Source organism: Streptacidiphilus jeojiense, assembly GCF_000719095.1.
In the GTDB taxonomy this organism is placed as follows: domain Bacteria; phylum Actinomycetota; class Actinomycetes; order Streptomycetales; family Streptomycetaceae; genus Streptacidiphilus; species Streptacidiphilus jeojiensis.
This window is the reverse complement of sequence record NZ_JOEH01000014.1, coordinates 17,784-41,724: the sequence shown is the minus strand read 5'-3', so window position 1 is coordinate 41,724 and position 23,941 is coordinate 17,784. Positions and strand designations below refer to the sequence as shown.

Below are 23,941 nucleotides of genomic sequence, written 5' to 3'. Positions count from 1 at the left end.
ACCAGGGGAGTGCCGCGGATTGCACGGCCGATCCGGTCAACGGCGCCGGCGTCCGAAAGGCCAGCGTCGCGATGACGCCGGCGCCTGCCCCTTCGTCGGTGTCGAGTCCGCTATTGCTCCGGGGGCAGCGGACTTGGCCATCTCGACCATCTCCTGCTCCCGTTCGGCCTTGTCTTCGGGGACCTGCGCGTCGTTGCGTTCGATCGCCTTGAGCATGTCGTTCGCCAAGCCGGTGAACTTCCGGTCCAGCCAGGGGCAGAGCAGCACCAGTCGGCTCAGCGACCCGAGGATGGTGACCTCGCGCGTCTGATACGCCTTGGCGCAGCTCAGGAACCGGTCCACCACCATGTGGCCGACCTCGGGGCGGATGTCGGGGTCCATCCATGCAGCCGTGACCAGCGCGAATCCGGCTGCTTCGTTCACCCAGTCCTCTGCACCGAACAGCAGGTCGACGAGCACCCGCCTGCGGTCGGATTCGGTCCAGGGCTGCTCGGTTCGATGGTGCGCGATACCCAGGCACGCGAAGCTCTGGACGGCTCGTATCCACAGGTCGGGTGCCTTGCCTCGCAGCAGGGCGCCTTGCTGGTCGTCGCGGGGTACGGGCGGGTGGGCAAGGATGCCCAGGAGGTCTTCCAGTGGCAGTGCAACGAGTGCGGCCGCATGGTCGTAGGCGGCGGGTAGGGAGGGCCAGGAGATCTCGGCGACGCGTCGTACCAGTTCGGTGGTTTCGGGGCGGGGCGGTGCGAGCGCAGGTCGTGCCCGTAGTCCGTCGTAGGCCCAGATCTCGGTGCCGTCCTGGTACTGGGGAAGTCTGGGGTCGGGGTCACCGGTCTCCTTGACCATCACCGTCGACTTGGGGAAGGCCGTGAGGAAGGCGAGGACTGAGCTTGGGGGCTCCACCATCGAGGAGGCGATCTGAATGGTGTGGGTCGCGTCGTTCGCGGGGTCGGCCAAGAACTGGTGCAGTATGTTCACGACCGCTTCAGTGGCGGAGGGAACGCCGCTCAACCATGCCTGGTTCCGGCTCAGTCGGGCGAGGATGGTCGAGGCGTGCGTGTGATCGGGGTGCACACGTGCGTGGTCGGCCAGGGCGAGCAGATGAGCGGGATCAGCGTCGATACGGAAGCGCAGAGCACGGTGCGTGGGCGCGGCCTTTGGATGATCTGGATTGCTCTCCAGGACGCGTTCGAGCCAAGGCAGTCCCGCCTCGGGCTCGCCCAGGTCTGCGTACGTCTCGGCGACATCCACATGCAGGTAGTCGTCGGAGGAGTCGGCCCGCAACTGCTCCTCCCAAACCGCAAGCGCCTCGCGTGGTCGCCCCGCAGCACGCAGCGCGTACCCCAGCATCAGTCGGCTCATGTGCCCGGGGTCGATCCGCACTGCCTTCTGGGCCCAGGCGACCGCCCGCTCGTGGTCCTGGTACCGGCGGGCGAGACCCGAGGCTATCGCCTGCAGCTTCGCCTCCTGTGGGTTGCGCTCGACCAGCACCTGTACCAGGGCGTAGAAGGGACGGGCAGCCTCCTGCAACTGAGGGGGCATCGGATCGGGGAGGCCGCCGCCGACGTAGCGGGCGACGGCCTGGTATCCCACCTCGGCGTCGATCAGCTCGACCAGGTCGGGCCGCGCCATCCAGGCGACCTGAGCCCATGGCAGCGAGGGCTCGACTCGCATCACCGACGCCAGAAGGCCGAGCGCATCCGCCCATCGACCGCACGCCGCGTACAGGTGGGAGCGGCACGCTACTGCGCCTGTATAGGGGGGATCCATCGGGAACAACTCCACTGCAGCCTCGGCGCCGCCCGCCCGCACCGCGAGTTCCGTCAGCGCCTCGTGCGCCTCGGGCAGTACGGGGTCCACCGCTACGGCGAACCCGAGGTGACTGGCGGCATGCCGCAGATCTCCGCCGTCCATCACCAATCGCGCCACGGCGACCTCGCCCTCGGCCTCCAGTCGCTCGGGACCCGTCGGACCGCACTCTGCATGCCCACTGTGCAGGTCGCCGGCTTCGGGACCGGGCTGCTGCTCCATTGCCACGACATATCCCCCAAGGGACTTTCGGCTCCGCCTCGAGCAGGTGGAACGTGATCAGCAGAAGGTAGCGCCCACAGCACGCGGACCGTCAGTCGGGGTGCGTGGTCCGCGCGTGCCGCCTGACGGCCCGTCGTGTCAGCGTTGTGATCCGCCGGTCCGAGGCATCTGTGTGGTGCGCTCGGCGTCAGGCCGGGCGGACCGCTCGTAGTGCGAACATCAGCGGTACCTTCGGCTCGTGTTCGGGCAGCCGCCACCAGCCGCCGTCGCCGGGCACCATGGACGGGAAGCGGGGCCACGGCAGCAGGTCCGTTTCGCGCAGTACGTCCAGCCGCAGGCCAGCACCTGCCACGGCTTCGACGACATCGCCGATGCCATGGCGCCACTCGTAGCTCACCGTGGCCCCTGCCAGCGGCGGTCCGTCGGTGTAGGTGCGGGCGTTGTCGATGCGCAGTGGTCCTCTGCCGCCCAGGTAGTCCCGGCGCAGCCGCAGGTGGCCCGCTTCCTCGTCCGGCTGGGGAGTGGGGCCGAGCGAGTTGAGCAGCGGGTGGAACTCCACCAGGTAGAGCATCCCGCCCGGCCGCAGCAGCGCGTGCACGATCTGCGCCCACCGGGGCAGGTCGGGCAGGTAGCACAGTGCGCCCTTGCCGGTGTAGACGACGTCGAAGCGTCGCCCGCCGAGCGCGGCGACGGCGTCGTGCACGTCGGCCTGGACGAACTCCAGGCTCGGTCCCGCCCCGGCTGCCAACTGCCGGGCCCGGGTGACGGACTCCCGGGAGAAGTCGAGCCCCACCGTGTGCCCGGCACCGTGCTCGGCGAGAGCGCGCGTCTCGGTGCCCAGGTGGCACTGCAGATGCAGCACCGTGCGCCCGTGCAGGTCGCCGAGGTCCTCCCACTCGAACGGCGCGAACCAGTCGGCACCCGAGCGGGAGCCGTCCAGTCCGTAGAAGTCGCTGGCCGCGTGCACGGGTGTACGGGCGTCCCAGTTCCGCTCGTTGGCCGCCAGCATCTCCGGGACGGTCGGGTCACGATCTGTCTGCGTCATGCGGACATTACTACCCGAGTGCGACCCGCTGCGTGGCCGACGACGCACGCCGTCGGCCACGCAGCGGGTCTTCGGCTGAGTTCACCGATCGGTTCGGACCTGCAGGATCTTCTCGAAGAAGAACTCGTGCTTGAGGAAGGAGACGTCGTACTCGTGGCCCGGGTGCGGCGGGACGAGCTGGGCGGCCTGGATCAGCCGCCAGCCGTCCTTGAGCGCGTCGAGCCCGGTCTCGTAGGGCGGCTCCGCGCTGTCTCCCGTGGTCGGTGAGGTGCGGCCGGTGCCGTCGTACTGCGACCAGCCGACCACGTACGAGTCCAGCGCGGAGTTGAGCAGGTACAGCACGAGCACCTGCTGGCGCAGCACGGGAGTGAGGGGCGTGGTGAGCGAATCAGCCGTCATGCCGTCGCCTCCTGGGGGCGGTTGGAGACCCTGGTCACCCAGTGGTCGAGGTCGAAGTCGGGATCCCCGGTCAGCGCCCGCCACAACAGGGTGCGGTTGTACCGCTCCAGGCGCCCGGTGGCCTGCTCGTACCAGGGGAACACGACGTCCAGTTCGGACCGCACCCGCGGGTCGTGCAGGTCCGAGGTGTCCCACAGGCGCTGCTGGCGGACCGTCGGATTGAAACGGATCTTGAACATGTAGCGGGTGGTGTCGCTGTCGTTGCGGCGACCGCCGTGCCAGATGCCGTGGTGCACGAACACCACGGTGCCGGCCGGGCAGACCAGTCGGTCCTGGCCGCGCAGGTTCTGGTAGCGGCCGGTGTCCGACTCGTTGATCCGGCGCAGATGGCTGCCGGGGACGCTCAGGGTGCCGCCCATCTCCAGCGTCACCGTCTGCGGGTAGTACATCAGTTGCACGTCGAAGGCGTCCGGCCGGACGTCGATGATGGCGTCCGCGTGCAACGCCTGCGCGTCCCCGCCGTGGGGTTCGCGCACGTGGACGGCGTGGTGGTCCACCAGCGGCTCGGGGCCGACCAGACTGTGCAGCGCGCCTGTGACCTGCGGAACTGCGAGCAGCCTGGCGGTGAAGGAGTCCGGGGCGTACGCCTTCGACAGCGGCGTCCCGTAGCGCACCGGCGGCACCCCGTCCGCCAGCACCGACAGTGCCTCGTCGTTCATGTCCGCAGGCACCACCGCGTCCAGCCGCAGCGAACCGTGGGCCACGAAACGGGCCATCCGGACCGAGTCGAGCAGGTTCCGTTCGTTGTCCATGACGACAGACGCTAGAGCCACCGGCCGGCTCTGCGAGTGGGCCGGGTTCCCCGTCCACTGGTCGGTTTTCACCCTGACCGGCGTGGTAGAACTCGGGCATGGACAGCGCCGTGGCCCACCTCGACGAGCCTCCCGGCGTCGCTGCGGTCGGCATCGGTGTGCACGGCGCCGCCAGTCGGGTGGACGTGTTCTCGCTGCCGCACCTGTGGCAGTTCCATCTCTACGGCTACGAGGCCGACCTGTCCGTGGACGACACCGCGCATGCGATCCGCCCCGGCCGGGTGAGCCTGGTTCCGCCCGGTACCACGGTGCGCTACCGCTATCGGGGCCGCTCCGAGCACCTCTATGTGCATCTACGCCTCGGCTCAGCCGGCTCGCCGCTCAGCATCCCGGTGATCCAGGACGCCGGGACCGAACTCGCCCCACTCACCGCGCAGTTGCGCCGGGCCCTGGCGTCCTGGCCGCACGAGCCGGGCAGGGCGACGGCCGAGGTGTGGGCCGCGCTGTGGCGGGTGGCCCACCTGGCTCCGCCGCGCCCGGCGGTCGGCTCCGCAACGGGCCATCCGGCGGTCGTGGCCGCCCTGGCGATGATCGAGTCCCGGCTGTCCGAGCCGCTGGGCGTGGCGGAGATCGCCAAGTCGGTGGGCGTCTCCCACAACCACCTGACCAGGCTCTTCCGCGCCGCCACCGGGGAGACCGTGGTCGGCTACCTCCGTGCCCGACGGATGGAGCGGGCCCGCCACTTCCTGCAGGCCACCACGCTGTCCATCCCCGCCATTGCGGCCTCGGTCGGCATCCCCGATCTCCAGGCGTTCAACAAGGCCTGCCGCCGCGAACTCGGTGCCTCCCCACGCGGCATCCGCAAGGACCTGAACTGACTCTGGCGCCAACCCTAGTGCTGTGTGAACTGCAGCTGGGTCGCTTGTACGGCGTCCGGTCGGATCGAGATGCCGGACGCGGTCAGCTGCTGTCCGTAGATGTCGCTGACTCTGATCTCGCCGCCGCAGCCGGTGCCGTTGGGGGAGAGGAAGTAGTTGTAGCTCATACGTGTCAACGCCGTCCATCCGCCGCTTGCGGTGCGGACGTCCAGTTCGGCGACGGGGTTGCGTTCGCCGATGACCTGGATGCCGCACCACCACTGGCTCGATCCCGTCTTGTACCGGAACGAGATGGTGCCGCTGTCGCTGGGACTGACCAGGTGCCAGGTGATGGAGATGCGTCCGGCCGAGGGGGCGGCGAGCTTGGCGAAGGCCTGCTGGCTGAGGTCGAGTTGGCCCGGGGCACAGGGCAGTGGGCATTCGTTGGTGATCAGTACGGTGATGGTGGCGCCGTTGGACGCGCGGACGAGGATGTGGTCCCCGCAGGCCTTGGAGTTCTCGTAGTCGGTGTAGTTCATCGCCGCGATCATCATGGTGGCGGACGGGCCGAACAGGCACGCGCCGTTGCCGTCGGCGGCGGCGTACTCGGTGGCGACTCCCTGGTAGGTGACGCTGGGCCGGATCCGTCCGGCCTGCGCGGCCGTGGCGGAGGACGAGCCCTGCGAGGAGTTGTCGGCCGACGGGGTCGATCGGGCCGAGGGGGCTGCCGGAGTCGCTGGGGTGGACGCCCTCGGCTTCGCACCGGCGGAGGCGCGTGCCGTGCTCGACGCCGTCGTCGTTGCGGCTGCACGGGTGGACGCGGCGCCAGCGGAGGCGGCAGGCGTACTCGGGCCCGCGCTGGTACTCACCACAGCGGTCCCGGTCGCCACATTCCGTTGCGGCGTCGAACCCAGGGCCACGCTCGCGATCACACCGAGGGCGGCCAACGCCGCCACGGCCACCGAACCCAGCAGCCATCCTCGGTGGCGCCCGCGGTGTTCCGTGCTCCGATGGGTCGCAGTCACGCCTGATCCTCTCGCCGTAGTCCGTTCTTCCATGTAGTGGCCGAGAGGACGACGAAAGGTTGCCGCCCGTTGCCCGATCGTGACCTGCCGGGCTGCGTAGACCGTTCCGGCCCTGCGGCGGATCCGGCAACCCCACAATAGGTCGCGGCAGGACTTCCAGGCCCGACCACTCCCACGACAGGCATCCCGATGGCCCCGAGCCGAATCCCGGACAACCCTCGCCTTACAGAACTCTTCGCATGGCTCGCGGTCGGCTTCGCGATCCTCAGCTGTATCGCGGGCTTCGTGGCCGGCGGCTGGCATGCCGCTTTCGGAGTGTTCGGGCTTTGCTGTGCGGGGGTCGTGACGGGGCCCACTCTCTGGCGCCGGCCAAAAGACTGAGCGCACCGCTCATGGTGGGCTGCGCGGACAACTCCTGATCATCCGTTGATAACGACCCAGTACCGGTCCTAACCGTGTCGGTACTGGGTATCGAACTCGACGCCCTGCAGCCAGGCGTCACTGAGCTGTGCAGCAGTTCGTCGCTCCGCTGCGGAGTCCGCGGGCAGGGGCAGGTGGAGTGCAGTGAGGAGGTCGAAGCGGTGGAGGTCGAACGCGGATTCCACCGCGCGGCCGTAGGCGAGTGCCGCCTGGACGGCTCCGAGATAGGCGACGCGCGAGATCACCAGGGGGACGGCGGCGAGCAGCAGCCACCAGTGCGACCTGGCCAGGAGCGCGGCTGCGGCCAGCGCGGTCGCTGCCATGGTGGCCGACAGCCTGGCTGCGGCGTCCAGGCTGTTGCGCTGGTCGTCGACGATGGCGCGCATCCGGTCGCCGAGCACCGGGTACAGCCGGGGCCAGGCTGTCACCGCGTCATATCCGTAGGCGTCGCCCGCGGTGGCCTCCATCGCTGCGAGCGCGTTGCCCAGCGCGGTGGGGAGTTCGAGACCTTCCTGCGGGAACCGGCGACGCAGGCGTGCGCCGGCCGCTCCGATGGCCTGCGTTCGGGCCGGTGAGATGTCCACGTTGGCGTCCGGCAGTGCGGCCGCTGCGGCAAGGCTCCTGCGGAGCTTCTGCTGCCGCGAACACGACAGCCGTCTGAGCGGGCGCAGCACACCGGGCCAGCGTCCTTCCAGCAGACGCACGACCGCGAGTTGCAGTGGGCGGCCGAGCATCGCGGCGAGGAGCAGCGCGGTGGCGGCGAGTGTCAGTTCACCGATGCCCAGGTCAGCAGCGGTGTGCCAGGCCCTGTCGAAGTCGAGGTGCGGACCCGGGGCGCCCGCCCAGACCAGGACGGTGAGGAGCAGACCGGCCGCGAAGGTCGGCAGGTAGTCGACGAGGAAGAACCGGCTGCCGTCGATCGCCGGCCTGGCCAGCGCGCCGAAGCTCACGGGACCAGACGCATGCGGTCGTGGCCGTTGGGGCACTGCGGCATCGAACGCCGGTCCACATGGATGCGGCGGATGACGGCGTGGCAGGTGTCGCACTCGAAGCGGAGGATCCGGTAGCGCAGCGACTCACCGGGCAGGGTCGCCCCGTCGGCATCGCCCAGGGTCCGCAGCCCCGGGGAGCCGATCGCCAGCAGGTGGTCCCGACTGGAGGTACCCAGGACGGCGTCCGCGACGGTCACCTCGACGGTCGTCGCCTCGGTGTCGTCCACGAAGAACGCCTCCAGCGCGTCGGCCGCGTCGACGGCGTCCGACTCGGGCGGCAGGTCCAGCACCGGGCGGTCGCCGCGCTCCGTGTCGGCGCTGCGCGGATCCCACAGGATGTCGAACTCGTCTGGGTTCACACTCCTGGTTACCACCGCGGCATCAGGCGGTCCAGCAGTATCGTGAATCGCCTAGCGCGGGAGCTGCCATGGGGGTTGACTGGTCGTCAAGGCTGCGGGCCCGGATCGAGTCCTTCGAGGCGAGCGGGTCCGGGGACGTCCTCTCCGCCGAGGCGACAGCCGAGATCGAGCAGGTCGCCCTCACCGGCGCCGGAGCAGCGGGGACCATGGGGCTGCTGGCGGCTGCGCACTGGTACCGCTACCTGGCCGGAGACGACCTCGGGGAACTGCGGCAGGCGCTCGCCCTCAGCCAGCGGCTTCACGAGGCTCAGGCTGACGAACTGCGGCCCGACATGCTGGGCACCGCGCTGGACACGGTCGACGCCGTGGTCGCCGGAGACGAGGACGAACAGCGACCGGCCGGCGAGGCCGCGCTGACGTGGGCCCGGCTCTACTTCTCGATCGCCGGGCTCTGGCTCGAGGACGAGGACGAGGACGAGGACGAGGACGAGGATGCGGATCCCGATGTGCTGGCGCGGGCCCTCGCCGCTGCGGTGATCAGCGCAAGCCTGGTGCCCGAGGACCATCCGCTGCTGGCCGGCTCCCTCGGCGTTCTGGGCCTGGCGATGTCGCGGGACGGCGCCGCCACGGGCAACAGCGCCGAGATCCGGTCCGCGGTGGCGGTGCTGGGCGAGGCGCTGGATCTCGTTCCGACCGGCGATGAACGACGGGTGCAGCTTCTCGGGGTCCGCATCGGGGCGTTGGTGGAACTCGCACGGCAGGCAATCACCCCGCAGGCCCGGACGGACCTGGCCGTGGCCCTGGTCGAGAGCATCTCGGAGCTCGGACCGGACCACCCCGGCGCGCACAGGATGGTCCGGCTGGGCAACTCCCTCTCCGCCGAGTTCGATGCGGTGGACACACAGAGCCATCCGGACCTCGCGGTCGCCCTGGCCAGGTTGATGGTCGTCACCAGGCCGGCCGGCGACCGGGCACGGATCGCCGGTCTCTACTGCCTCGGGTCCGCGCTCCACATCCGAGCCGGATCGCAGCAGTCTCCCGACGACAACGGCAAGGCCCTCTCGGTCGCCCGTGAACTCGTCGCCGCGATCGACGACACGGAGCATGACCTGCGCGGCACCGCGATGCTGCTCCTGGCCACCTGTCTTCAGCAGAGGTACGAACTGGCGGGCGACAGCGCGGCGGTGAAGGAGAGCATTGCCGTCGCCCGCAGCGCTCTTGCCCCGGCTGCGGACAACCCCGTGACCCGCGCCGAGTGCGAGGTGGTTCTGGGGTTCTCGCTGCTCGTCGACCACCAGGCCGGCGGGCACCGGTCAGCGCTCGACGAGGCGATCGCAGTCCTCGAAGCGGTGCCCGGTCCCGAGGAGTCGGTTCCGGTGCAGCCCCGCCATCTGTCGCTGCTGGGCGCCGCCTACACTTACCGCTTCCGTCTGGACGGCGCCGACGCGGACCTCGACCGCGCCGTCGACCTGGGCCGGGCCGCCGTGGCGGCGACACCGGCGGGACGCCCGGACCGTCCGGACTGGCTGGGAAATCTGGGACAGGCGCTGTGGCTGCGGTTCCTGCAGCACGGCGACCGCCAGGATCTGGAGCTGGCGCTCGACGCCTCCCACGCCGCCGTCGCGGCAACGCCGGCTGCGTACGCGGATCGGGCCAGGCACTGCATGAACCTGGGATCGGTGCTACAGCACCGGTTCCGGACGGGTGGCGACCCCGCCGACCTGGACCGTGCGATCGACGCGTTCAGCGAGGCGCATGCCCGGGTCAGCCCCGACACCCACGCAGCCACCCTCGCCCGGTCCTCGCTGTCCACCGCCCTGGGAGACCGGTTCGAACTACGGGGCGACACCCGGGACCTCGATGACAGCCTCGCGCTGATGCGTGCGGCGGTCTCCTCGCTCGACGAGGACAGCATCGACTACCCCGGGGTCCTGAACAACCTGGCCTCGGTCCTGCACCGGAGGTTCACCCAGAACAGCGCCGCCGCCGAACTCGACGAGTCCATCGAAGCCAGTCGGCGCGCGCTGCGCTCGGCCACACCGGCCGGCCGGGACGCCACGCAGGCGCGGCTCCATCTCGGCAACTCCCTGCGAACCCGGTTCGAGGTCCTCGACCACCGGACCGACATCGACGAGGCCGTCGCTGTCCTCAGCACCGCCGGCCGAACGGCGAACAGTGCGGACCGACCCAGCGCGCTGATCAATCTGTCCATCGCCCTGTCTAGCAGGTTCGCCGTGTCGGCCGAGCAGTCCGACCTGGACGACGCTGTCACAGCGGTGAGAACTGCCGTGGCGGCCCTGCCGTCCGGCGACGTCCGGACCGCTCGATACCAGGCCACGCTGGGGATGACGCTGAACCTCCGCGCCGTGAACGGGGGTGCCGCCGACGACCTCGACCAGGCGGTCACCGCCTTGCGCTCGGCGGAGCAGGCAACCCGACCGGGGGAGCCCGAACGAGCGGCCCGCATGCTGAGCCTGAGCCAGGCCCTGCTCAACCGCTCCCGGAACTCCGGCTCGCCGGCCGACCTCGCCGCTTCCCTGGACCTGGCACGCTCCGCAGCCCAGGTCGGCGTCTCCCCGGTCAGCGTGCGGATCGAAGCCGCCCGGCTGTGGGCTGTGCTCGCCGCCGGATCAGGGACCCACGCCGACGGGCTACCGGGCTGGCGACTGGCCATCGAGCTGCTCCCGCTGATCGCCTGGCAGGGCGTCCCACGATCCGACCAGGAACGCGCGCTCTCCGCGCTCAGCGGCCTGCCGAGCATCGCCGCCGCGGCCGCGCTCGGCGCCGACCAGCCGGAGCTCGCCGTCGAACTGCTGGAACAGGGACGAGCCCTGCTCTGGGCCCAACTCCTGGACACCCGTAGCGACCTGACCGAGCTGAGCCTCGCTGCCCCGGCGCTCGCCGTAAGGCTCGCCGAGCTGCGCGCGGCACTCGACCAGCACCGCGGCAACGACCTGCACACCGGCGCCGAACCCCTCAGAACCGACCGCACCCACCTGGCGCGCGAGTGGGACCGTGCGCTGGAGCAGGCTCGGGTCCTGCCCGGATTCGCCGACTTCCTGCGTCCGCCGCCTTTCGCCTCGCTCGCGCGTGCCGCCACCGAGGGGCCCGTCGTGCTGCTCAACGTCAGCGAGGACCGGTGTGACGCCCTGATCATCACCAGTAGTGGAGTCAGGGTGGTTCCGCTGCCCGGGCTGACTGACCAGGGACTCGTCACTCAACTGAACGCGCTCTACGCCCCGTCGGTGCTGGCCCCCCGACGCCCCGCCGAGGTGATCGTCGCGCCTCGGGTGATCGCCAGCGTGCTGGGCTGGACCTGGGAGAACATCGTCGCTCCGGTGCTGCGGGAGATCGGCACGACCGAGCGGATCTGGTGGTGCCCGACCGGCTACCTGGCCACACTGCCGCTGCACGCCGCCACCGACCCGCAGACCGGTCGGTGCACCATGGACAGCGTGGTGTCCTCCTACACGCCGACCTTGCGCGCCCTGCTCAACGCCCGTGCAGCGCCGCAGCTGCCGGGCGGGGACGCAGACGTGCTGATCATCGCGGTCCCGGACGTGGTGGGCGCTCCCAGGCTGATCGTTCAGCCGGAGATCGACGCGATCACCGAACGCCTCGGCGACCGTTGTCGGATCCTGTCCGGGCCGGACGCGACCTACAGCAGGGTGTGCGCGGAGCTGGGCCCGAGCCGCTGGGTCCACTTCGCCTGCCACGGAGTCCAGGACCCGGCGGACCCCTCGGCCGGCTCGCTGCTGCTGTACGACCGGCCCCTGAGCGTCCTCGACGTCACCGGCCTGCACCTGTCCAACGCCGAACTGGCCTTCCTCTCGGCATGCCAGACCGCCAACTCCGGGGCCACGCTGGCGGACGAGTCGATCCACCTCGCGTCTGCGCTCCAGACGGCAGGTTTCCGTCAGGTCGTGGCAACCCTCTGGCCCCTCTACGACGCCCCGGCGCCGATCGTGACCAGGAGCGTCTACGCCGGCCTGGCCAGGTCCGGTGACGCGTCCGGTACGGCCCGACTGCTGCACGACGCGGTACTGCTGCTGCGCGACGATGGCCTACCCCCGGCGATCTGGGCTCCCTACCTCCATATCGGCCCCTGACGCTGCGCTGCCGACCCGTCATCCGGCCATCAGGTCGATGGCGCCTGATCGGTGCCTGCTACGGTCGACGGGCAATCAGAGCGGTATCGGGGCGAGGGCAGGAAGCAGCAGCGGTGGACGGCACGCGCAGGGACACGGGCCATGCCCGGCTGCTCGCCGTGCTCGTGGTCCTGGTCGGCATGTTCCTGATGCACGGCGCCCCCACCACCGCGATGGGCGACTGCCACGACGCGATGTCGCTGACCCTGCCCAGCACCCATCCCATGGCTGCCACCGCACCCATGGCCGCCACCGCGCCGATGGCCGGCAAGCCTGCCGCGCAGGTCCAGCGGCCGACCGGCGTTACCACGGGTTCGCAGGGCACCAGTTGCGTGTCCACCCTGACCCGCGATCACCTCACGCTTCCGGCCGCGCCGCTGATGGCACTCGCGGTCCTGGTCGCGCTGAGCCTGCTGGTCGGGACCGGCCGGCTCGGCGGTATGCGATCCGCGCGGCGCAGAGGGCCGCCACCGACCGGCGGTCGGCAACTCCTCCTCCAGGTGTGCATCGCCCGGACCTGACCGGACCACCGGCCCCCTCGCCCGACGCGAGGGGTGCCGGGGCTGGTCCTGTCCTGTTCCCCGCGCCGCGTTCCGGCGCCCACCTGAGAGACCACCACATCCATGTCTTCTTCCTTCCTGCCCTCCTCCTCCCGTCGGCGAACCGCTGTCGCGGCCCTGGCCGCGTCCGCCCTGGCCGTGACTCTGGCCGCGTGCGGCTCCAGCTCCGGGGACGGCTCGGCCATGCCCGGCATGCCGGGGATGACGACCACCAGTGCCATGCCCTCCATGGGCGGCATGGACGGCATGGGCGCCATGGCGTCGGGCGACGGCCTGGCCGCGACCAGCGGCGGCTACACCCTCGCCTCCGCCTCCGCCACGCTGCCCGCAGGCCAGGCGTCCGACTACCGGTTCACGATCACCGGCCCGGACGGCAAGCCGGTCACCGGCTTCGCCGTCGACCAGACCAAGAAGCTGCACTTCTACGCGATCCGCTCCGATCTGACCGGGTTCCAGCACGTCCACCCGACCATGGCCGCCGACGGGACCTGGACCGCGCCGCTGGCCGCCCTCACCGCCGGCACCTGGCGGCTGTTCGCCACCTTCACCCCCGACTCCGGCTCGGGCCGGGGCACCGACTTCGTCCTCAGCCGCACGGTCACCGTCCCCGGCAGGCCCGTGGACACCGCGCTGCCGGCGGCGTCCACCAGCACCACTGTCGACGGCTACACCGTCACCCTGACCGGTGAGTTGATGGCCGGCATGGCCCACCCGTTGACCGTCACCATCACCAGCGACGGCAAGCCCGTCACCGACCTGGAGCCCTATCTGGACACCTACGCCCACCTGACCGCCTTCCACCAGGGCGACGGTGCGTTCGCGCACCTGCACCCCACCACCGCGGTGACCGGTGCCCACGGCGGCCCGACCCTGTCCTTCCACGCCGAACTGGCCGAGTCGGGCAACTGGCGGCTGTTCCTGCAGTTCCAGACCGCGGGAACGCTGCACACCGCCGCGATCACCGTGCACGTGAGCTGACCCGCACGGCGGGCCGGGTCGCAGCCACGGTGTGGGCACCCTCCGGGTCTGGACTCGGCCCGCATGATCGGCGAGAGTGGGCCCCGGCATCGACACGGGGGTAGCGGTGGAACTGCGCGACATCGAGATTTTCCTGACGCTGGCTGAGGAGCTGCACTTCGGGCGGACGGCGGAGCGGCTGTTCGTCTCGCCGGCCCGGGTCAGTCAGGCCATCAAGGCGCAGGAGCGGTTCATCGGCGCCCCGCTGTTCGAGCGCAGCAGCCGCACCGTGCGGCTGACCGCCATCGGGGAGCAGCTGCGGGCGGAGCTGGGGTCGGCCTACGCCGGGGTGCGCGGGTCGATCGAGCGGGCCCGGATGGCCGCGCGCGGTGTCACCGGGCAGCTGAGGGTGCAGATGATGCCGGTCAACTTCGTGGATCTGCACGTCTACTGGAAGACCTTCCGGGCCCGTAATCCGCAGTGTCGGCTGAGTGTGGGGCTGGCGGGTCTGGAGGACCCGTTCAGCAAGCTGCGCAACGGCGAGGCCGACGTCTTCGTCGCCTGGCTGCCGGTGGAGGAGCCGGATCTGACGGTCGGTCCGACGCTGCTCACCGATCCCCGGCTGCTGGCGGTGGCCGACGACCATCCGTTGGCCGGGCGCACCTCGGTAGGCGTCGAGGAGCTCGCGGACTTCCCGCACATCTCCGCGCCGCTGCAGCTGGACTACTGGGAGGACTCCTACTTTCCGTTCACCACCCCCGGGGGACGGGCCTTGGAGCGGGTGCGGCCGGTGGCCCACACCTACGAGATGGTGGATCTGGTGACGATGGGGGAGATCGTTCAGATCTGGCCGACGCACGTCACCCGGCACTGGGTGCTGCCCAACGTCCGCTGGCTGGTGCTTCCGGACTTCTCGCCGCTGTCCTTCGCGCTGGTGTGGCGCACCGAGGCGGAGAACGACCTGATCCGCGCCCTGGCGGCGACCGTCCGTGACGTCGGGACCCTGGAACTCCCGGGCTGACCGACCGGCGATCATGAACATCGGGGTTAACACGCCTTGCGGATCTCGTCATTGTTCGGGCACTGAGCTGCGACGACGCTGGGAGACATGAGCAAACCTCTGCGTTTCACCACCCCCGCCCCCGTCTCCGTGCACCTCGACATACCGGCCGGACAGCTCCGGCTGACCGCCGCCGACCTGGCCCAGACACTCGTCGCCGTCCTGCCCGCCGACGCCGCCGAGCCCCGTGATGTGAAGGCGGCCGAGCGGACCACCGTGGAGTTCGCCGAAGGCGTCCTGCGGATCCAGGGCCCGAAGGAGAAGAAGAACCAACTGCTGGGCCCCACCGGATCGGTGGTGGTCACGGTCCAGTTGCCGACCGGTTCCGGTGTCGAGGCGAAGGCCGCCAGCGCCGAGCTGCACAGCACCGGACAGCTGGACTTCGTCGCCTTCGACGGAGCGCTCGGCACGATCGAGCTCGACGCGTGCGCCACCCTGCGCGTCACCAGCGCCGCCGGTGACGTCACGGTCGGACGCCTGGGCGGCGACGCCCACATCAGCACCGGCGAGGGCGACATCCGCATCGGCGAGGCCGCTGCCGGGGCGCTGGTGCTGCGCACCCAGTCCGGCTCGATCGCGGTGAACGCCGCCCCCGGCGTCTCGGCGACCATGAACGCCGGCACCACCCTGGGCCGGATCGACAACGCGCTGCGCTTCGACGGCGTCGCCGCCCTCACCATCCACGCGACCACCCTGCACGGCGACATCACCGCCCGCAGCCTGGACCTGGAGGACTCCCTCTCGTGAACCCCCCGACGAACGGCATCGCCATCGCGGCACGCGAGCTGCGCAAGTCCTACGGCGACCAGACCGTTCTGGACGGCGTCGACCTGACCGTGCCGAGCGGGACGGTCTTCGCCCTGCTGGGCCCGAACGGCGCGGGCAAGACCACCGCCGTGAAGATCCTCTCCACCCTGGTGGCCCCGGACCCGGGCAGCGGCCAGGTCGTCGTCGGCGGCCACGACCTGGCGACCGACCCGCAGGCGGCGCGCGCCGCGATCGGCGTCACCGGCCAGTTCTCCGCGGTGGACGGGCTGATCACCGGAACGGAGAACATGCTGCTGATGGCCGACCTGCACCACCTGCCCAAGGCCGAGGGGCGGCGGACGGCGGCGCGGCTGCTGGAACGCTTCGACCTGACCGAGGCCGCCGGAAGGCCGGCCTCGACCTACTCGGGCGGCATGAAGCGCCGCCTGGACATCGCGATGACCCTGGTCGGCAGCCCACGGGTGATCTTCCTGGACGAGCCCACCACCGGTCTGGACCCCCGCTCGCGCCACGACATGTGGCAGATCGTCAGGGAACTGGTCGCCGACGGCGTCACCGTCTTCCTGACCACCCAGTACCTGGAGGAGGCCGACGAGCTCGCCGACCGGATCGCGGTGCTCAACGGCGGACGGATCGTCGCCGAGGGCACCGCCGAGGAGCTCAAGCGCCTGGTCCCCGGCGGCCACGTCCGGCTCCGTTTCACCGACCCCGTCGGCTACCGGGTGGCCGCGGACGCGCTCGACGGCGCAGCCGGGGACGAGGAGGCGCTGACGCTGCAGGTCCCCGCCGACGGCAGTCAGCGCCGGTTGCGCGAGGTGCTGGACCGGCTGGACGCCGCCGGCGTCGAGGCGCACGAGCTGACCGTGCACACCCCCGACCTGGACGACGTGTTCTTCGCCCTGACCGGCGGCGCTCCCCAGGCCGCCCCGACCCGGTCCAATGCGGCCACCCAGCCCGAGGAGGCCCTGACATGAGCGCGATCGACCTGGCCGTGCGCGACTCCACGACGATGCTGCGCCGCAACCTGCTGCACGCCCGCCGCTACCCGTCGCTGACGCTGAACCTGCTGCTGACACCGGTCATGCTGCTGCTGCTCTTCGTCTTCGTCCTCGGCGACACCATGAGCGCCGGCATCCACGGCGGTGTCCCGGACCGGTCCGTCTACCTCGCCTACATCGTGCCGGGCCTGCTGCTGATGACCATCGGCAGCACCGTGATCGGGACCGCGGTCTCGGTGGCCACCGACATGAACGAGGGCATCATCGCCCGGTTCCGCACCATGGCGATCCACCGGCCCTCGGTACTGATCGGGCATGTGGCGGGCAGCGTGCTGCAGTCGGTCGCCAGTGTGGTGCTGGTCGGCGCGGTCGCCGTGGCCGTGGGCTTCCGCAGCGTCGGGGCGGGCGCCCTGGACTGGCTGGCGGCCTTCGGGCTGGTGGCCCTGGTCGCCCTGGCGTTCACCTGGATCGCGGTGGGCATGGGCCTGGTCAGCCCGAACGCCGAGGCGGCCGGCAACACCGCGATGCCGCTGATCCTGCTGCCGCTGCTGTCCAGTGCCTTCACCCCGGTGCACTCCATGCCCGGCTGGTTCCAGCCCTTCGCGCAGTACCAGCCGTTCACACCCGCCATCGAGACGCTGCGCGGGCTGCTGCTCGGCGGCCGGATCGGGGACAACGGCTGGCTGGCAGTGGGCTGGTGCCTGGGCCTGACACTCCTCGGCTACGCCTGGTCCACGTCCGCGTTCAACCGCGACGGACGCTGACGCGGTCAGGCTGAGTCGGGTTCGGTGCGCGGGGCGTAGCCGAGGACGGCGTCGCTCAGCAGCCCGCGCATCTGGACCAGCAGGTCGGCTGCGTCCCTGGCGACATGCGCGGGTGGGTGGCCGGCGACCATGTCGCGGCTGATGGACTCCAGCAGGGTGGAGTGCACCCAGTCGAGCTGGCCGGCGACCAGGCCGGGCAGGCGGGCGGCCCGGGCCGGGTCGTCCGTGGTGGCGGCGTCCGGGGCCGTCTCCTGCTCGGCGCGCAGGGTGGCTTCCAAATCGGCGACGGACTCCCGGCGCAGGTGGGCCAGGGCGGCCTTGAGGGTCGGGGAGGCGTCCACGACCCTGGCGAACCGGCCGTAGCCGCCGACCAGCCCCAGTTCGGGTGCGCCCGCGTTCACCGCCGCACCGAGCCCGCGCAGTACGGCCTCCGCTGCCGGCTCACCCACCCCGCGCTCGCGCACCATGCGCGAGAGCCGGGTGGTGGAGCGGCGGGTGCGTTCGAGGAAGAGGTCCTCCTTGGCCGGGAAGTAGTTGTACACGGTGTTGACCGAGACGTCGGCCGCCGCGGCGATCTCGGCCATGGTCACCGCGTCGAAGCCGCGCTCCAGGAAGAGGCCGGCGGCCGTCTCCGCGATGTGCTGCCTGGCCTGCCGCTTCTTGCGCTCCCTGAGACCCTCTTCCGCCATGCCCCCAGCATAGCTTTCTGGTGGGTCTCAAAGATTGACATGGTTGCAAAATTTAAGTGCCCCTGTTTTCCTGGGCATGTGAAACTCATCGAGACCACCGGCCTGACCCGGACCTTCCAGAGCAGACGCGGGCCCGTGCACGCGGTCCGCGGGATCGACCTGACCGTGCCCGAAGGCGAGATCCTCGGCTTCCTCGGCCCCAACGGCGCGGGCAAGACCACCACCCTGCGGATGCTCACCACACTGCTCCCGCCCACCGGCGGCACCGCCCGCGTCGCCGGCTGCGACCTGGCCGCCGACACCGCGGGCGTCCGCCGCCGCATCGGCTACGTCGCCCAGTCCAGCGGGGTGGACCCGCACATCTCGGTCCTCGAGGAACTGGTCACCCAGGCCCGGCTCTACCGGCTGAGCAAGGCACAGGCGGCGACCCGGGCCGAGGAACTGCTGCACGACCTCGACCTGACCGCACTCGCGCACCGCCCCACCGGAGCCCTCTCCGGCGGCCAGCGCCGCCGCCTGGACATCGCCATGGCACTCACCCACCGCCCGCCCCTGCTGTTCCTGGACGAGCCCACCACCGGACTCGACCCGCGCAGCCGCGCTGACCTGTGGCAGCTGGTCCGCCGTCTGCGCGACGAGCACGGCACCACCGTCTTCCTCACCACCCACTACCTCGACGAGGCCGACGCGCTCGCCGACCGCATCGTGGTGGTCGACCACGGCCTCATCAGCGCCGAGGGCACCCCGGCCGAGCTGAAGACCCGCTACGCCGGCTCCGCCGACGCCACTCTCCAGGACGCCTTCCTGGCCATCACCGGCCACGACCTCACCACCGGAACCACCGGCACTACGGGCGACGACCCCACCGCCGGCTCCGCCCGCCGACGGACCAGGAGCCACGCATGACCGCCGCGACCGCCCCCCTCACCCCGCTCGACCCCCTCGGGCCGTCGAGCCCCCGCCGGTGGTCCGCGCCGGCGGCCGACACCGCCCTGATCTTCGGCCGCTACGCCCGCCAGACGCTGCGCTCCCGCTACCAGATGGCCTTCGGCATCCTCCAGCCACTGCTCTACCTGGTCTTCTTCGGCCCGCTGCTGACCCATGTGCGCCTCGGATCGGCGGGCAGCTCCTGGCAGGTGCTGGTCCCCGGCCTGCTGCTGCAACTCAGCCTGTTCGGGTCGGCGTTCGCCGGATTCTCGATCATCATCGAGAAGAACCACGGCATCGTCGAACGCATGCGGTGCACCCCCGTCAGCCGCCTCGCCCTGCTGCTCGGCCGCGTCCTGCGGGACGCCTGCCTCTTCGTCGCGCAGGGCGTGCTGCTCGTGCTGGCCGCCCTGGCCATGGGCCTTCGCGCACCCCTCCCGGGCATCCTGATCGGCTTCGCCTTCGTCGGACTGCTGACGGTCTCGCTGGCCTCACTCTCCTACGCGGTGGCCCTCAACGTGGACCGCCCGCAGGAGTACGGGCCGCTGGTCAACGCCTTCACCATGCCGTCCATGCTGCTCTCGGGCCTGATGCTGCCGATGACCCTGGCGCCGGGCTGGCTGAACGCGATCTCGCACCTGGTGCCGTTCCGCTACCTCGTCGACGGCATGCGCGACGCCTACCTCGGCCACTACGCCACCGGCGCCGTCCTCGAAGGCGTCGCCGTCGCCCTGGCCCTCGCCGCCTGCTCACTGACGGTCGGCACCCGGGTCTTCCGCAGAGCGGGTGCCTGACCGCCCGTCAGCGAGGGCCAGGGATACCGTCAGTCCGATTCGGGAAGCGTCCGGGGCAGCCCGAAGCGTGTCATGACGTCGGTGCTGAAGCTGGTGATGGCCGCGATGCGGTCGCCGGTGGTGGTGATGACCAGGAAGCAGTAGGCGCGGTGGACATCGGCGTGGGGGTCGGCCAGGTACAGGCCGAAGGCGGGCTGGCCGTTGGCGCGGGTGGGTACCACGCGGTAGCTGCGGCCGGGGCGGAAGGCAGCGGCGGCGAGGACGTGCTGGGCCGATTCGATGCCGCGGTACTCCAGCATGGCCGGGGGCATGGAGAGCCTTACGTCGGTGACGAGCAGCTCGATCATGGCGTCCAGATCGGCGCGCTCCAGGGCGTCGGTGAACCGGGCGACGAGCCGGTGCTCGGCTGCGGAGTCGGGTTGGGGTGCCGGCCTGCGACTGCCGGTACCGGAGCCGCTGCTGCCGGCGCCGTCGGGACTGCCGGAGCCGGCGAGGTGGTTGTCGACGGTGGCGCGGGCGCGCTTGAGGGCGCTGCTCACGGCCTCCTGAGTGGTGTCGAGCATCCGGGCGACTTCGGCGGCGCGGTAGTCCAGGACGTCGCGCAGCACGAGCACCGCGCGTTGGCGCGGGGGCAGCAGTTGCAGGGCGGTGATGAAGGCCAGGGAGATGGCCTCGGAGGTCTCGTAACGGGCCTCCGGCCCCGGGCGCTGGTCGACGAGGTGGTCGAGCAGGACGTCCGGGTAGGGCTCCAGCCAGGGCGGGGCGTCACCGGCGCCGGTGGGTTCGGGCAGGGTGGCCTCGGGCGGCGGGGGAGCGGTACGGGGGCGCCGGCTGTCGGCGCGCAACATGCTCAGGCACCGGTTGGTCGCGATCTGGTACAGCCAGGTCCGCAGCGAGGACCGCTGGCCGAACTCGCCGAGGTTACGCCAGGCGGACACGAGCGTCTCCTGGAGTGCGTCCTCGGCGTCCTGCAGGGATCCCAGGATGCGGTAGCAGTGCACCTGCAGTTCGTGGGAGTGGCCCTGGACCAGGTCGCGGAACGCGTTGTGGTCGCCGGCCCGGGCTTGAGCGATCAGGTCCGTCGTGTCGGTCTCCATCGGCATGCATCCTCGCCTTTCTTCTCTCCGCAGGGCGCGTTCGGCTCGTCTACCGGTACCGACGCCGCCGGGCCCGCGAATTGGTCGGTGTCGCGTCGCCCAGTTTCGGGCCGGCGGTGACGTCTACCCGATTGGAGGCGCTCCCGGTCCGGGACGCGCCCCGGAGACAGGACAGGACCACAGATCATGACCAAGTACGTCTTCTCCTTCCGTGTGCCCGCCGACTACGCGCCCGACGCCGGGACGCCGGCCGAATGGCGGGCCTGGTTCGGCACCCTGGGCCCGGCCCTGGTGGACGTCGGCAACGCGGTGACCGACTACGCCTCGCTCGGCGAGGTCGGCGGCAGCCGGTCCCGGATGGTCGGCTACTCGGTGGTGTCCGCCGAGGACATGGACTCCGCCCTGGCGCTGGCCAAGGACTGCCCGGCGCTGAGGGTCGGCGGCGGGGTCGAGGTCGGCCCGGTGATGGAAGCCGCCGGATCGTGAGCGACGCTATGACCGCATCGACTCCGCCGCCGCAGGGGTCGTTCCTGGCGACCGGACGCGGCCGGGTCACCCTGGCGCTGCTGTGCGCGGTGACGTTCCTGGACGTCATGGACGGCTCGATCGTGAACGTCGCGCTGCCGACCATCCGCACGCAGCTGGGGTTCTCGGTGCCGAACCTGCAGTGGGTGGTCAGCGGGTATCTGATCAGCTACGGCGGGTTCCTGCTGCTGGGAGGGCGGGCCGGGGACCTGTTGGGGCGACGGCGGCTGCTGGTCGCCGGGACCGCACTGTTCGCGGCCTCCTCGCTGGCCTGCGGGTTGGCGGACAGTCAGGGACTGCTGGTCGGCGCGAGGCTCGCGCAGGGCTTCGGGGCGGCGTTGATGTCCCCGGCCGCACTGGCCATCCTGACCACCACCTTCCAGGGCTCCGACCGGCACAAGGCACTGGGCGTGTGGGCCGGGATCAGCGGGCTGGCCTCGGCGGTCGGGTTGTTCTTCGGCGGGCTGCTCACCCAGGACTTCGGCTGGCGGTGGGTGTTCTTCGTGAACCTCCCGATGGCCGCGCTGGTCCTGATCGGGGCGTTCCGGATGCTGACGGCCGATCACGGCCGGTCCGCGCCGGGCGGGTTCGACGCCTTCGGTGCGGTGCTGGTCACCGCCGGCATGCTGCTGCTGATCTTCACCCTGGTGAAGGCGCCGGACCAGGGCTGGGGCGCGGGACGCACCGTCGGCGGGCTGGTCGGCTCGGCGGTGCTGATGGCCGCGTTCCTGGTCAACGAGCAGCGGCGGGCCCGGCCGCTGGTGCCGTTGTCGATCTTCCGGATCAAGGGCCTGGCCGCGGCCGATGCCACCCAGGTGATCGCCTGGGCCGGGTTCTACTCGATGTTCTTCTTCGTCACGCTGTACATGCAGAACGTCCTGGGCTACTCCCAGCTGCAGGCCGGGCTCTCGTACCTGCCGGTGAGCGTCGGCATCGGGTTCGGCTCGACGCTGGCGACGAAGATGTTCGTCCGGACCGGTACCCGTCCGATCATCGTCTCCGGTGCGCTGCTGGCCGCCGGTGGCATCGTGTGGCTGTCCCGCATCCCGGTGGACGGTAGCTATCTCGGTAACCTGCTGGCCCCGCTGGTGGTCATGGGGGTCGGGCTGGGGCTGCTGTACGCCGGTGTGCAGACGGCCGCGAACGCGGGCGTACCGGAGGACCAGGCCGGACTGGCGGCGGCGCTGATCACCGCCTCCTTCCAACTGGGGTCGGCGCTGGGCCTGGCGGTGTTCACCGGGATCGCGACCAGCCGCACCAACCACCTGCTGGCCGCTCACATCCCAGCCCCGGAGGCGCTCACCTCCGGGTTCCAACGGGCCCTGCTCGTCAGCGCCCTGTGCCTGCTGGCGGCCGCAGCCATCGCCCTGCGCGCCGCCAACACCCGCGGCGAACCCGCCGCCGCGGCGGAGACCCGACCGGATCTGGAACCCTCCTACGACCCCGCATGACACGACACGGCACTACTAGGCGAACCCGGGACGGCGTCCAGCGCCGTCCCGGGTTCGCTGCCAACCGCGCCGACTGCGTCCGACGGGCGCCGGCCCGCGTTGGAGCGGCGCGAGAGCAGGTATCCCGTCAGCGCGGTGGCCAGACCGGCCAACCCGGCCGCCGCGAAGCCGCTGGCCGGCGCGGACAGGTCGATCGCTGCCCCGACCACCGGGGAACCGACGGCGAAGCCGGCGCTCAATGCCGAGGACTGCAGGCCGGTCGCCTCGCCCCGGACAGCGGCGGGTGCGAGCCCGCTCACCGCGTCGGCCACCGTGGACAGCGTCGGCGCGGTGAGCAGTCCGGCGCCGATGCCGGCCACGCACAGCCCGGGCCAGCTGTGGGCGAGTGCGGCGGGAACGGTCGCCAGCCCGAGCCCTGCGAGCAGCAGCCAGGTGGGCAGCGGACGGGACAGCGTGCCGTACACGAGCCCGCCGACGACCGAGGACACCCCGTAGACCGCCACGACCAGGCCGGCCCAGGACACCTGGCCGGCTGCTCTGAGGGTGGCGACGACGGCCAGCTCGGTACCGCTGAGCAGCACCGTGGTGCCGAACGCCATCACCAGGACGGCGATCATGTGCGGGCCCAGCCACTCCCGGCGGCGGGGGCGGACGGTCGGGCCGGCTTCTGCCTCGCCCTCGGCCCGCAGCGGTGGGTTGAGCAGGGCGATGCCCGCTCCGCCCAGCGCGATCGCGGCGCCGGCGCCCCACACCATCGCGCCGGGGGACGTCGCCGCTGCGCAGAGGATCACGATCGGCGGGCCGAGCACGTACGACAGCTCGCCCTGTACCGATTCAAGCGCGAACGCGGCCCGGCGCTGGCCCGCGGTCGTCGTCGCGGAGATCGCCTGCCTGGTCACCAGTTGGGCCGGCACCATCAGCAGCCCCGCTGCGAAGGCGGCGCCCAGGAGAACCGGGTACGGCAGGACCGGCACACTCAGCCAGAACACGGCCTGTACCGCAGTGGTGGACAGCAGCACGATGCGCGCGCCCCGCCTGTCGATCATGCGGCCGAGCAGCGGCCCGCCCAGGGCCAGCCCCGTGGTCAGAGCCGCCGCGACAGCCCCGGCTGCCGCGTAGCTCCTGTGCAGGCCCAGCACGACGTACAGCGTCAGCGTCATCACGTCGGCTGCGAGCGCGGCGCGGGCGAGGAGTGAGACGCCGAGCAGCGCCGCCAACCCCGGCACGGCGAGTACTTGTCGATATCGGATCACCTCTGTGACGCTA

The 23,941-nt window shown here is 71.2% G+C and carries 22 protein-coding genes; 12 read left to right on the top strand and 10 right to left on the bottom strand.

The genetic code is table 11. The annotated features are described in order from the left end of the window. Nucleotides 1-36: 36 nt before the first annotated feature. The 4 genes from IF29_RS0119365 to IF29_RS0119350 all read right to left on the bottom strand — a co-directional run bounded on the left by IF29_RS0119365 (nucleotide 37) and on the right by IF29_RS0119350 (nucleotide 4,284). Entirely contained in the window at nucleotides 37-2,028 is a 1,992-nt protein-coding gene (locus tag IF29_RS0119365; protein WP_051725518.1) for a tetratricopeptide repeat protein, read from the bottom strand. A 187-nt stretch (nucleotides 2,029-2,215) separates the two neighbouring features. Continuing rightward, the gene (locus IF29_RS0119360; protein WP_030256378.1) at nucleotides 2,216-3,073 is read right to left on the bottom strand and encodes a class I SAM-dependent methyltransferase; all 858 of its coding nucleotides are present in this window, start codon (nucleotides 3,071-3,073) and stop codon (nucleotides 2,216-2,218) included. An 81-nt stretch (nucleotides 3,074-3,154) separates the two neighbouring features. Continuing rightward, complete coding sequence (locus IF29_RS0119355) at nucleotides 3,155-3,472, bottom strand: hypothetical protein (protein ID WP_232242210.1); 318 nt, start codon at nucleotides 3,470-3,472, stop codon at nucleotides 3,155-3,157. Further along, nucleotides 3,469-4,284: a phytanoyl-CoA dioxygenase family protein gene (locus tag IF29_RS0119350; RefSeq protein ID WP_030256374.1), complete on the bottom strand. Its 816-nt coding sequence runs from the start codon at nucleotides 4,282-4,284 to the stop codon at nucleotides 3,469-3,471. Before IF29_RS0119350 ends, IF29_RS0119355 begins: the two co-directional genes overlap by 4 nt. 98 nt (nucleotides 4,285-4,382) lie before the next feature. Here IF29_RS0119350 and IF29_RS0119345 point away from each other — a divergent pair, with 98 nt between their 5' ends. Further along, nucleotides 4,383-5,162, top strand: coding sequence for an AraC family transcriptional regulator (locus tag IF29_RS0119345; protein ID WP_030256371.1), 780 nt, complete (start codon nucleotides 4,383-4,385; stop codon nucleotides 5,160-5,162). 14 nt (nucleotides 5,163-5,176) lie between these two features. On the opposite strand, the gene IF29_RS0119340 is transcribed toward IF29_RS0119345, so the two are convergent. The 3 genes from IF29_RS0119340 to IF29_RS0119330 form a co-directional block, all read right to left on the bottom strand. Continuing rightward, nucleotides 5,177-6,166: an RlpA-like double-psi beta-barrel domain-containing protein gene (locus tag IF29_RS0119340; protein ID WP_232242209.1), complete on the bottom strand. Its 990-nt coding sequence runs from the start codon at nucleotides 6,164-6,166 to the stop codon at nucleotides 5,177-5,179. 449 nt (nucleotides 6,167-6,615) lie between these two features. Then, nucleotides 6,616-7,536 carry a hypothetical protein gene (locus tag IF29_RS0119335; RefSeq protein WP_051725516.1) on the bottom strand — a complete coding sequence of 307 codons (921 nt, stop codon included), beginning with the start codon at nucleotides 7,534-7,536 and terminating at the stop codon, nucleotides 6,616-6,618. Beyond that, the gene (locus IF29_RS0119330) at nucleotides 7,533-7,937 is read right to left on the bottom strand and encodes a hypothetical protein (RefSeq protein WP_030256363.1); all 405 of its coding nucleotides are present in this window, start codon (nucleotides 7,935-7,937) and stop codon (nucleotides 7,533-7,535) included. Before IF29_RS0119330 ends, IF29_RS0119335 begins: the two co-directional genes overlap by 4 nt. Before the next feature lie 68 nt (nucleotides 7,938-8,005). Here IF29_RS0119330 and IF29_RS0119325 point away from each other — a divergent pair, with 68 nt between their 5' ends. The 7 genes from IF29_RS0119325 (at nucleotide 8,006) to IF29_RS0119295 (ending at nucleotide 17,192) form a co-directional block, all read left to right on the top strand. Further along, nucleotides 8,006-12,046 (top strand): CHAT domain-containing protein, encoded by a 4,041-nt coding sequence (locus tag IF29_RS0119325; protein ID WP_030256361.1) that lies wholly within the window; start codon nucleotides 8,006-8,008, stop codon nucleotides 12,044-12,046. 113 nt (nucleotides 12,047-12,159) lie between these two features. Further along, complete coding sequence (locus IF29_RS0119320; RefSeq protein WP_030256358.1) at nucleotides 12,160-12,606, top strand: hypothetical protein; 447 nt, start codon at nucleotides 12,160-12,162, stop codon at nucleotides 12,604-12,606. Between the two features lie 102 nt (nucleotides 12,607-12,708). After that, entirely contained in the window at nucleotides 12,709-13,623 is a 915-nt protein-coding gene (locus tag IF29_RS46915; RefSeq protein WP_030256357.1) for a hypothetical protein, read from the top strand. A gap of 106 nt (nucleotides 13,624-13,729) precedes the next feature. Continuing rightward, nucleotides 13,730-14,623, top strand: coding sequence for a LysR family transcriptional regulator (locus tag IF29_RS0119310; protein WP_030256354.1), 894 nt, complete (start codon nucleotides 13,730-13,732; stop codon nucleotides 14,621-14,623). Between the two features lie 87 nt (nucleotides 14,624-14,710). Next, entirely contained in the window at nucleotides 14,711-15,409 is a 699-nt protein-coding gene (locus IF29_RS0119305) for a DUF4097 family beta strand repeat-containing protein (protein ID WP_030256352.1), read from the top strand. Continuing rightward, complete coding sequence (locus tag IF29_RS0119300; RefSeq protein WP_232242208.1) at nucleotides 15,406-16,404, top strand: ATP-binding cassette domain-containing protein; 999 nt, start codon at nucleotides 15,406-15,408, stop codon at nucleotides 16,402-16,404. Before IF29_RS0119305 ends, IF29_RS0119300 begins: the two co-directional genes overlap by 4 nt. Continuing rightward, a complete protein-coding gene (locus tag IF29_RS0119295) occupies nucleotides 16,401-17,192 on the top strand; it encodes an ABC transporter permease (protein ID WP_030256347.1) in 792 nt (263 codons plus the stop codon). The genes IF29_RS0119300 and IF29_RS0119295 overlap by 4 nt, the downstream gene beginning before the upstream one ends. Nucleotides 17,193-17,197: 5 nt before the next feature. Here IF29_RS0119295 and IF29_RS0119290 read toward each other — a convergent pair whose 3' ends face one another. Beyond that, a complete protein-coding gene (locus IF29_RS0119290) occupies nucleotides 17,198-17,881 on the bottom strand; it encodes a TetR/AcrR family transcriptional regulator (RefSeq protein WP_030256346.1) in 684 nt (227 codons plus the stop codon). A gap of 78 nt (nucleotides 17,882-17,959) precedes the next feature. On the opposite strand from IF29_RS0119290, the gene IF29_RS0119285 reads away from it, so the two are divergent. Both IF29_RS0119285 and IF29_RS0119280 read left to right on the top strand, forming a co-directional pair. Next, nucleotides 17,960-18,787 carry an ABC transporter ATP-binding protein gene (locus tag IF29_RS0119285; RefSeq protein ID WP_084714569.1) on the top strand — a complete coding sequence of 276 codons (828 nt, stop codon included), beginning with the start codon at nucleotides 17,960-17,962 and terminating at the stop codon, nucleotides 18,785-18,787. Then, entirely contained in the window at nucleotides 18,784-19,602 is an 819-nt protein-coding gene (locus tag IF29_RS0119280; protein WP_084714567.1) for an ABC transporter permease, read from the top strand. Before IF29_RS0119285 ends, IF29_RS0119280 begins: the two co-directional genes overlap by 4 nt. A gap of 29 nt (nucleotides 19,603-19,631) precedes the next feature. On the opposite strand, the gene IF29_RS0119275 is transcribed toward IF29_RS0119280, so the two are convergent. Then, nucleotides 19,632-20,699 carry an RNA polymerase subunit sigma-70 gene (locus IF29_RS0119275; RefSeq protein WP_198037503.1) on the bottom strand — a complete coding sequence of 356 codons (1,068 nt, stop codon included), beginning with the start codon at nucleotides 20,697-20,699 and terminating at the stop codon, nucleotides 19,632-19,634. Nucleotides 20,700-20,885: 186 nt separating this feature from the next. Between IF29_RS0119275 and IF29_RS0119270 the strand changes: the two genes are divergently transcribed. Both IF29_RS0119270 and IF29_RS0119265 read left to right on the top strand, forming a co-directional pair. Continuing rightward, on the top strand, nucleotides 20,886-21,185 hold the full coding sequence (locus IF29_RS0119270; RefSeq protein WP_030256334.1) for a YciI family protein: 300 nt from the start codon (nucleotides 20,886-20,888) through the stop codon (nucleotides 21,183-21,185). Between the two features lie 8 nt (nucleotides 21,186-21,193). Then, complete coding sequence (locus IF29_RS0119265; protein ID WP_051725515.1) at nucleotides 21,194-22,675, top strand: MFS transporter; 1,482 nt, start codon at nucleotides 21,194-21,196, stop codon at nucleotides 22,673-22,675. On the opposite strand, the gene IF29_RS0119260 is transcribed toward IF29_RS0119265, so the two are convergent. After that, nucleotides 22,660-23,928 carry an MFS transporter gene (locus IF29_RS0119260; RefSeq protein WP_037595833.1) on the bottom strand — a complete coding sequence of 423 codons (1,269 nt, stop codon included), beginning with the start codon at nucleotides 23,926-23,928 and terminating at the stop codon, nucleotides 22,660-22,662. The genes IF29_RS0119265 and IF29_RS0119260 overlap by 16 nt on opposite strands. Between the last annotated feature and the right edge of the window lie 13 nt (nucleotides 23,929-23,941).